General features: G+C 37.4%; 6 protein-coding genes and 1 pseudogene. 1 reads left to right on the top strand and 6 read right to left on the bottom strand.

Translation table 11 applies throughout. The features are described from left to right. Nucleotides 1-28: 28 nt before the first annotated feature. The 4 genes and pseudogenes from JCM19043_RS15175 to JCM19043_RS15160 all read right to left on the bottom strand — a co-directional run bounded on the left by JCM19043_RS15175 (nucleotide 29) and on the right by JCM19043_RS15160 (nucleotide 6,391). Nucleotides 29-2,053, bottom strand: a complete 2,025-nt coding sequence (locus tag JCM19043_RS15175; protein ID WP_062323837.1) for a methyl-accepting chemotaxis protein — start codon at nucleotides 2,051-2,053, stop codon at nucleotides 29-31. 343 nt (nucleotides 2,054-2,396) lie between these two features. Beyond that, nucleotides 2,397-4,243, bottom strand: a pseudogene (gene asnB / locus JCM19043_RS15170) (asparagine synthase (glutamine-hydrolyzing)). A gap of 189 nt (nucleotides 4,244-4,432) precedes the next feature. Then, nucleotides 4,433-4,762 carry a hypothetical protein gene (locus tag JCM19043_RS15165; RefSeq protein ID WP_231631579.1) on the bottom strand — a complete coding sequence of 110 codons (330 nt, stop codon included), beginning with the start codon at nucleotides 4,760-4,762 and terminating at the stop codon, nucleotides 4,433-4,435. A gap of 300 nt (nucleotides 4,763-5,062) precedes the next feature. Further along, nucleotides 5,063-6,391 (bottom strand): sensor domain-containing diguanylate cyclase, encoded by a 1,329-nt coding sequence (locus JCM19043_RS15160; RefSeq protein WP_062323833.1) that lies wholly within the window; start codon nucleotides 6,389-6,391, stop codon nucleotides 5,063-5,065. A gap of 242 nt (nucleotides 6,392-6,633) precedes the next feature. Here JCM19043_RS15160 and JCM19043_RS15155 point away from each other — a divergent pair, with 242 nt between their 5' ends. Beyond that, on the top strand, nucleotides 6,634-7,326 hold the full coding sequence (locus JCM19043_RS15155) for a DUF4386 domain-containing protein (protein WP_062323831.1): 693 nt from the start codon (nucleotides 6,634-6,636) through the stop codon (nucleotides 7,324-7,326). On the opposite strand, the gene JCM19043_RS15150 is transcribed toward JCM19043_RS15155, so the two are convergent. Next, entirely contained in the window at nucleotides 7,323-7,919 is a 597-nt protein-coding gene (locus tag JCM19043_RS15150) for a Crp/Fnr family transcriptional regulator (protein WP_062323829.1), read from the bottom strand. The genes JCM19043_RS15155 and JCM19043_RS15150 overlap by 4 nt on opposite strands. A gap of 579 nt (nucleotides 7,920-8,498) precedes the next feature. Beyond that, nucleotides 8,499-9,839 carry a glycoside hydrolase family 30 beta sandwich domain-containing protein gene (locus tag JCM19043_RS15145; protein ID WP_062323827.1) on the bottom strand — a complete coding sequence of 447 codons (1,341 nt, stop codon included), beginning with the start codon at nucleotides 9,837-9,839 and terminating at the stop codon, nucleotides 8,499-8,501. Between the last annotated feature and the right edge of the window lie 382 nt (nucleotides 9,840-10,221).

Raw genomic sequence — 10,221 nt, 5'->3', positions numbered from 1 at the left:
TTAAATGCCACGATGTGAATGACGCTGTTCATTCATTGATTTTAAACTGTTCAATCAATTTTTTAAGTTCTACCGCTAGTTCAGCGAGGCTTAAGCTTGAACGTGAGATTTCTTCCATCGAAGACGTCTGTTGCTCGGTTGCGGCTGAAACTTCTTCTGTGGCGGCTGAATTTTCTTCGGCAATGGCTGAGAGATTTTCTAATGATGAGACAATCTCTTCTTTAATTTCTGCCATCTGCTTTCCTGTGTCATTTAAAGAATCCACTGCGTCATTTGAGGTGACCATGGCTGTTTCAATTTGTTCATATTTAGCCTGTGTGAGCTGTACGCTAGCTAATTGTTCTTCAATGACTTTTGATACGTCTGCCATGACTTTAACTGAACTTTCCGCATTTGTTTGGAGTTCTTTTACGATGGCATCAATCGAAGCTGTAGACTCAGTTGATTGTTCAGCGAGCTTACGGATCTCCTCAGCGACGACGGAGAAACCTTTTCCTGCTTCACCGGCTCGTGCAGCTTCAATCGCCGCATTAAGTGCTAATAGATTTGTTTGTTCGGCAATATTAGCAATCACATTACTCGCTTCACTAATGCGGTGTGAGCTATCATTCGTACTATGAATCCCACTTTCTACTTCTTTTGTTGCTTTTGATGTTTTGTCAGACAGCATCGCTAAACGCTTAATTTCCGTCATACCTTCTTCAACAGCCCTATGCACTTTCTTAAAGGCCACATTCAAACGATTCACAACAGCTTGTTCTTGTTCAACAATCTCGCCAAGTTGATGCGCTTTTTCAGATCCCGCTTCGGTATTCTCTGCTTGATTCTCCGCACCATCGGCGATATCTTGAATGGTTGCCGCTACTTCTTCTGAAGCAGAGGCAGATTGTTCTGAGGTTGCCGTTAACTGTTCAGAAGCTGCTGACACATTACCTGCAGAATCATTGATTTGCTGAATAACCCTGCGCATATTTTCTGTCACCGCTTGAAGGGAGGTCGCAAGTTGCCCTACTTCATCTTTACTTTTAAGTAGGTCTGGTTCGATGTCCTGTCTTAAATCGAGTTCACCTATCTTTTCAGCTGATTGTGACACGGAGCGAATCGGCTTAGATATACGAGAACCAACGATGAAAGTTAAGATAATAGCTACTAATACTGCCGCAACTGTCATCACAATCGTTGTCAGTTGTAAATTATCAACTGATGATAAGACTTCATGTTCGTCTGCTGTCACAATAAGACTCCAACCTGTGTCACCAATATTTCTATAACCAATATACATAAGCTCATTATTAAATGTATAGCTTCCTACTCCCGCATCAGTTGAAAGTATGTCTTCAAACTGTGTCGCTACTGTTGATAAGGATGGATCCTCTTCTGCCAAGGTAATAGGATTAAAGAAATCACGAATCATCTCACGGTCACGGTGAGCTACCACTGTGCCAGTACCATCAATCATATAAGCATAACCTTGCTCACCAAATGTAATGTCCTCAACAATCACACTTAAAAAGTCAGCATCACCAACAGCAACAATGACACCAGTGACGCGGTTATTTTCCATAATAGGAACAGATGTGACCATAATTAATCGGTCACCGTCGGCCGCATTCACACTTTCAGATGGTGGCATTAATCCTCGCTCGCCGTTTAATGATTGTTGATAATAGTCACGCTCTGAGATATCAACGATATCGCCATCATCCCCGTATGTATCAGATAAGTATAAATTTCCGTCAAGGTCGGCCATCCCAATCCGTAAATAGCTTGTCTCTTGTACCCGTTTTTTAAATACAGCCATGGCCGCATCAATATCTCTTGTTTCTTCTTGAACTTCTGGCAAGTTAGTAAGTCCTTCAAGGTAAAGAAACTCACCTGTTATTCGACTGTCTGCTACGCGTGCCGCTTCATGTGATAAAGATAATAAACTTTCTTCTGCATCATTTTGAATAGAGTCACTTGCGCCGTTCATAATAACAAACCCTAACGCAACTAAGGCCACTGTTATAATCACAGAGAAGTAAACAACCAATTTTGTCCTAATACTTTTCATCTAGATAACGCCCCTTAATTATTTTTATATTCGCATTATACAGGAAAAAGGACGTAAATCTCTATGTATTTTATAGGTAATAAAGGTAGTATTTCCTGATTAGTTCTACCGACTATAAACACTTAGATTTATCTTATCCTATGTCAGTAAAAACTTGTCAATATAGCCATGAAGTACTGAAGCATCGTGAAACTATGTCGTAAAAGCGTTATGTAAAACAAGTAGCGTCAACATGCGCTACTTGTTTGTATTTAGGGCTCTTTTTGTAAATATTGTTGCTAAATCACTTGATCATTGAATATAACCCGTCACATTATTCACGTGATATTTGATAAGGCAAGTATTATTTTTCTATGACAACGTCATATTTACGTAACCAATAGTCTACTTGTGCTAAATACGCTAGCAATTGTGGTCCTTTCATTAATTGTCCAAACCACGGTTCATCAATTTCTTCTCCTTTGGTTGCGACAAGTTCTCTTATTGCCTCTTTATCAAAAAGTTCAAATAAACGCGCATCCGGATCATCCAGAATGCGTTCCATCCACTCTAGTACTGCCTCTGTATATGCTGGATGATGGGTTTTTGGATAAGGACTCTTCTTCCGATATAAAATATCTTCTGGAATTAAGCCTTCTAGCGCTTTTCTTAGAATGCCTTTTTCTCTCCCTTGATAATTTTTCATTTCCCACGGAATGTTCCAAACATACTCAACTAATCGGTGATCACTAAAAGGCACACGCGCCTCAAAACTAGCCCCCATACTCATGCGATCTTTTCGGTCTAATAAAGTCGGCATAAACCAATGCATGTTTAAGTAGAACATTTCTCTCCGCTTCGTTTCTGATTCACTATCATCTGCGTATTTTGGTGTTGCGTCTATTGTCTCTTGATATCTTTTTAGCATATAAGCGTGAAGATCCAACTTTTCTTGCCATTCTTTTGTAAGTAATCGCGTACGAATATCGACTGATCGAATCCAAGGAAATCCTTCTCGCTTTAAATCTTCTTCTCGGTAAAACCAAGGATACCCTCCAAATATCTCATCTGCACACTCTCCAGATAACGCCACTGTGACTTCATTTTTTGTTTTCTGACAAAACCATAATAATGAGCTATCAACATCAGCCATCCCCGGCAAGTCTCGATACTCGACTGCCTCTTTTAATAATGCGGCGAGTGTCTTATTATCCAAGATATAGGTGTAGTGCTCGGTATTGTGCGCCTCAACCATTTTCCCAATAAAATTGGCATCACTATTCGGTTGAAAAGTACTTTCTTTGAAATAATCCGCATTATCTTCATAATCAATTGAAAAGGTCGGGAGTCTTTGATTTTTATGTTTTTCTAAATAATTAGCAGCTATCGCGGTTATTGCACTTGAGTCAACGCCACCTGAGAGAAAGGTACCGATTGGAACATCTGATACAAGTTGACGTTCGACGGCATCTACTAATAACGTGCGAACAGTTTGCGCTGTTTTTTCAAGAGTTTCTGTATGTGCTTGACTTTTAACATCCCAATATCTCCATGTTTTAAAACCTCTTCGGTCAAGGGTGCCAACATGGGCCGCTCGTAATTCTTGAATTCCCTTGAACACACCATTTCCAGGTGTTCTCGATGGACCGAGCGCCAAAACTTCACTAACCCCTTGTTGATCTAAAATTGGTTTCACTGCATCATGTGCTAATAATGCTTTGAGCTCAGACGCGAATAAAAACACACCCGCTTGTTCTGTATAAAATAACGGTTTAACCCTAGTCGATCACGGGCCACAAAAAGCGCTTCTTTATTTGAGTCCCACACAGCGAAGGCAAAAATCCCATTGAACTTATCCACACATGTCTCTTTCCATTCGATATAGCTTTTTAACAGTACTTCTGTATCAGAGTGTGAATGGAAGGTCCATCCTTTTGTTTGTAGTTCCTTTCGAATATCTTCCGTGTTATAAAGTTCTCCGTTATAAACAAGGACGTAGTCGTTGCCTTCTTCCAACCAATGCATGGGTTGTTTACCACCTGCTGGGTCAACGACTATTAATCTTTTATGACCAAATGCCACATGTTCTGAGACCCACTCTTGTTGCTCATCTGGACCGCGGTGTTGCAATGCATTGGCCATTATTTTTATCTGACATTCCTGCTTAGTTAAATCATTGTTAAAATCAATTAAACCCGCTATCCCACACATAATCTAACCACCACATCTTTCTGTATATTGAAAAATAGTTGTATATCTATCTATATGATGGAATAGTGAGAGTGTGCCTTTGGATTCTTTTTTGATGTTTTTAATTCGTGTATTTTTGCGGTCATTTAATCCATGGTTAAAAAAACAGAAAAACAAAAAACAGCTCGACGGTACTGAGCTGTTCTACGTTCACATTCCGATGGCTGTCACAAAAAAGCAAATAGCCGCAATAATGGAGAGTGGTGTCATGATAAACTGTTCTTTTTTACTTTTTGAGAAGAGGTTCATTACCGTATTGAGCGTTAAGTAACCCGCAAAGATATAACAAACAAACCGTGTCACACGAACGGAAAACATAAGCGGTAAAACCCCGCCGGCTTGCAGGACGATAACAATCGCAAACACTTGAATAAGAAAGGATACCCAAGCCATTATCCTTAATCTTGGTGGAAGGACTGTGTAATGCCCTCCCATAGTAAACGCACCTAGTGGGAAACCTAGAGCTACTAGTAAAGTCATAATAGCTATGACCAAGAAGATCACAGCACCTATTATAGCGAACATATTTTTCTCCTTTCGCAAAAAACGAAGATAGTTTAAGCACGCTGACTTAACATACCATTGATACTCAATTACATGTTAGTTACAATCCAATCTGAAATGAACTACCTAAAAAGTTCTTCTTAGTTCAGTTTAATCTGAGGTTATTCCGTTATAATTTTCATTGTCAATTCTCATTTTCATAAGCATTCTTAGCTTTCAACTAACCCTTCATTAGCCTGAATGACAATGCCCTTGGAAATAACCTCTTGTTTTAAATTATGATTTAACATCAGAAAAAAAGCGATAACTTCCTTTACCACTATGTTTAATCTTATACATCATCTCATCAGCATTTTTAAGTAACGTCTCACTATCTAACCCATCCTCAGGATAGACGGCGATGCCAATGGAAGAATCAACATGACAGACACAATCATCCATGTGCATATCTTCTTTTACGCGTTGATGAATCTTTTGAACGACTTTTTCTAAGCTGTCGCGATCATGAGTATCTCTTAATATGATCGTAAACTCATCGCCACCCATGCGAGCAACGGTATCTGACTTTCTGACACTTTCAGTTAAACGTTTGCCAATGGTAATGAGCACGTCATCACCTGCCCGGTGGCCGTATTGATCATTAATATTTTTAAAGCCGTCTAAATCAACAAACAGTAAAGCAAATTGTTTTTGGTCTCGCTCATTTTCAACAATCATTCTTTCGAGACGTTCAAAGAATAATTTTCTATTTGGCAAGTCTGTTAGCTTATCATAATTTGCTTGTTTTTCTAGTTCGCGCGCTAATAATTTTTGCTCCGTTATGTCTGTCGCTGAACCGACGATATTGATCACTGTTTTCCCTTCAAAAATAGGCGTGAGCGTGGTTTGCCAAATCCGCTTTCCTGCAGGTAAGACAAGCTCTTCTTCATACGTTACACTTGTTTTCTTATCAACACATGTTTGATAATTTTCTGAGACGATCCGCCCTACTTCTTCACCAAGTAAATCTTCCGGCGTCTTATCTCTAATATCTTCTAATTGTAACCCTGTTTTATTTTGATGCGCCAAATTATTTCTCACAAAGCGAAAGCGATTAGGTGAAAGAACTTTCATTAAAAACATGGCATCTTGGGTTCCATTAAACACTTTTTCATATTCTCTTGTTAATCGAGACAAATTACTTTCAACTTTCTTTAAATCCGTAATATCTGTGTGAGCCCCCAGCATCCGCTTAGCTTTTCCTGATTCATCTCTTATAGCGAGACCTCGACACCGAATCCATACCGTCGAACCATCTTTATGCTGGTAGCGCACAATTTGATCATAAGGGTGATTAGGATCATGGCAATGTTTATAGAAATTTTCTGTGGCTAATTTTAAATCTTCTTGATGAATGATATCTTGCCACTCAGAAGACAAGTGTTTCTTTTCTTCTGGATTATAGCCAAGTGTCTCCCAAAACTTCGAGCTCATCCATTCATTTTCAGGCTGTTCTAAATCCCAGTACCAAATGCCGTCTAACGAACCAGACTGAATAAACTCAAAAATTGCGGCATCATTTTTCACTAAATCATATAGTTCTCGCTTTAAATAATTCTCTGTCATACTATTGGCCTGCCTTCCCATCCAAATCCTCACGTTATTATTAATTTACCCTACATTGTATTCACTAAATTAAATGTCTTGTCGACTACACCAAATTATATCATACCTTATAGTATTATTTTATCATCTGTAGTGATTCATTAAAGGTAAAAGAGTTAAATACTTAACTTAAGTCAATGCAAGGATGAATATGTCATCTTATACTATTTTTATGAATGACTTATCAGAAGGGAATGGTTAGTATGACAACATCAAAAAATATGCAACAAAAGGCCGCTGTCATTTCCGGTGTGGCGCTCATCATTATGGCTTTGCTTGCATTTTTCTCACATGGCTATGTACACAGTTCACTCGTTATTAGTGATGAACCCCTCATCACATTAAAAAACATCCAAGCAGCTCAAGCATTATTTAGACTTGAGATCCTTGGATGGCTCCTTATTATTATTGCAGATGTGGTTGTATCATGGGGGTTTTATCAATTTCTCAAACCGTTTCATCAAGGTTACGCATTATTATCAGGATGGTTTCGATTAATCTATACGGCTATTCTCGCTTTGGCTGTCACTGAATTAATCTTGATTGACCAGGCCCTTCAAACATCTTTAAACGTGAGCCGATTAACTGAACACGTCATGTTGTCTCTTAACACTTTTGAAGCTGTTTGGTTCTTTGGTTTAATTATCTTTGGTCTTCATCTCGTTTTAGTTGGCATCATCCCTTTCAAAACAAAAAAAGTACCCAAAGTCATCAGTATACTCATTATGTTGGCAGGCGTGAGTTATACTATTGTTCACCTGATGTATAGCTTCTTTCCTAGTCTTGATTCTTTCACTACATCTCTCGAACTGATCTTGATGGCACCGATGTTTATTGGAGAACTAGGTTTTGGTGTCTGGTTATTAGTCTCAGGGCGTAAAGTCACTATCAATTAATCGTCTAGAGTTGTTGCTTCTTTTTCTAACCGTTTTTTAATACGACTTAGAGATTCTGGTTTAATTCCTAAGTAACTAGCGAGCTGATACTGCGGCACTCTTGTAAGTAACTCAGGTCTATCTCGAACGAGCGCCTGATAACGCTCTTCAGGTGATGAAGCTAAAAAAGCAGAAAAATCAGCTCGCATAGCACCAAAGTCTTGTTCAATCATTTTTCGTGTCATACTTTCAAGCTCAGGATGCTCATCGTAAGCTGTTTGTTCAGTCGCTAAATCCCCGACAATGACTACTGTATCTTCTAGACATTCTAATGCGTAAGGTGATGATTTATCATGCCTATGCTGATTAAATATCGTCACACTTTGATTTTCAGTGTAGAAATTGGAAGTATGTTCATCCCCATGTTCATCCACAGCATACTGTCTGATGCAACCCTTTAAAATGAAATAGCACTGTTCAGGCGTATCTCCTTGACTCAAAAGAAGATCACCTTTTTTGAACTGGTTAACAGGTATATCTTTAATCATGTCATTTAATTCTGCATCAGTATGATCAGTAAATTGTTTCATATATTCGATGAGTAGATGTTTCATTTCCGCCACCTCTTTAACTTTCATTGATTACGTTTACAGTGTAGCATAACATCTGAAGTGCGGCACATTAAATATACTCGCTTCTAGTGCACTAACATGACGTGTGTAATTGGTGTAAAATGTTTTTTAACAACCCTTTTTAAAAAGAGCTGATTCACTCAATCAGCGGTTCATATCTCTTCCCTTTTACCTTTTTCAAGCTTTTTTCTTTTAATTTCAACTAAAAGACGTAGTGTTAAAGCGACAAACAATCCAGACACACATCATGATGGTTTTATCTCACATCTCGTAGCCTAGCCTATATACAAGAACAAACCGCTCATACCAATAAACGATAAAAAAATTGCCCTCTGTTAGTTACAGAGAGCAATATTTATTAGATGTTTCATGAGAGTCTTTTTTAAATGTACTTGACAATAGATCCACATTAAACTCACATCTCTTTTTTCTTTCACACACGAAAGCTTCTGTTAAGAATACTTCAGTATTAGATTTGAGTTGAATTATCACTTTATTTAAGAAGCAAATCATTTAGACAAACACTTTTCGATAATAAGTTGAGCGCTTAATATCTACTATTTATTCGGTAATGACTCCTGTTAAAATAGATTGTGCCGTTACATTAAAACTTGTTATTTTCCCATTAATCCTTACAGACACAGGTAATTCCTCATTAGATCGATTTAACAAGACAATAGTAATGGTTTTATCTGGATTCTTCAAAGAAACTACTTCTATTTTATCGCTGTATTTAGTTGATGCAATTCTTATAGCTCCAGGCTGAATATAACGACTGAAGTGACCAATATAAGTAAAGGATAAGTTTTCTTTCACAGTATCATTATCCGTATCACACATTATAGGTGCATCACAGTAATTACCAACATGATTTGGCCCACCTTGTTTGTTTAAAATTAAGTTCCAATCTATAAATGCATTCATTCCAGCATTAATATTACCGATAATGTCATGTGCATACATTTGCGCATTTTCTAGTTGACCTGCGTCACTTAAACGGCTGTATTCGACACAACCTTCTGTGTGAATTAGTTTTTTCTTCGGAAACATATCACGTACAAGTTGAATTGCTTCAAAATGATCTCCTGTGTACCAGTGAAATGCTACTCCATGTATCATTTTATCTGTTACTTCATCAATCATTGCAGTGGCGCGTTCGTACATTCTTTCCTTATTATGATCCCAAATATTAACTTGAATATCATCTAAATCATTTTTTAACAAAGTAGGATACAAATAATCTTTTAAAAATTCTTTCTCTTGTTCAGCAGTGTATACACAACTATCCCATGTTTGTGTAGCATCCGGCTCATTTTGGATTGTAATCATATTTACTTTAAACCCTTTTTGACGATACTCTTTGATATATTTGCAAATATAATCCGCCCAGAACTGTCTGTACTCTGGCTTCAATGCTCCCCCTTGCACTCTTTGCTCATTTGTCTTCATAAATGAAGGGGGGGACCATGGGGATAGCATAACTTGCAAATTATTATCTGCTATTTTTTCTGCGTGTTTTAACAATGGAATAATATACTTTTCATCTCTATCAAGACTAAATGTTTTAAGATCCGTATCAGTTGGATCATCCATCGCTTCATATTGACCTAAAGAAAAATCGCAACTATCAATATGTGTACGAACCATATTGTATCTAATACCGTTCTCTCCAAAATAAGCATCAACTATTTTCTTTTTATTTTCCTTACTCATTAGAGAGTAGGTATATCCAGCCGCTTCTGTAATAGCAGCACCAAAGCCATCAAATGTTTGATACTCTACTTCAGGATATAGATTTACAACTTTCATTTCTACACCATGATCATTTGAAAATTGCTCAACAGTTTCTACCGTCTCTTTTTTTTCATCTTTAAAGATGGTTGTTGTTAAATTTATTTTCATCATATTCCCTCCAGCTACATTTGCATAGGTTAAAAATCAATTAGTAATTTGGCTCAAGATATTTTTGTAACAGTTTTATATTTTTGTATACGACAAATTGCTTTATCAGCAAAAAAGACCCAAGTGTACGAAAGTAAACTGACACTAATAATAGGTATTAATCTTGGAAAGAGTAAAAGAAAAGTGATGATAATAATAGACAGTATCAACATAAACAATGTATAAAGTGGATTGGCTGCGCCTATTAATAAAGAATTTTTAATCGCTTGTATTGGGTTTAAATCGAACGAAATATATACAGGGAATACATACATTGCCATTAATACAAACAAAAAGAAAATAACTTTAAGAAAGTATGCTATACCTATAAATAAAGTGGTTG

The sequence above is a fragment of the Halolactibacillus sp. JCM 19043 genome (genome assembly GCF_001310395.1).
Taxonomy (GTDB): Bacteria; Bacillota; Bacilli; order Bacillales; family Amphibacillaceae; genus Halolactibacillus; species Halolactibacillus miurensis.
This window is presented reverse-complemented; position numbering and strand designations above follow the sequence as displayed.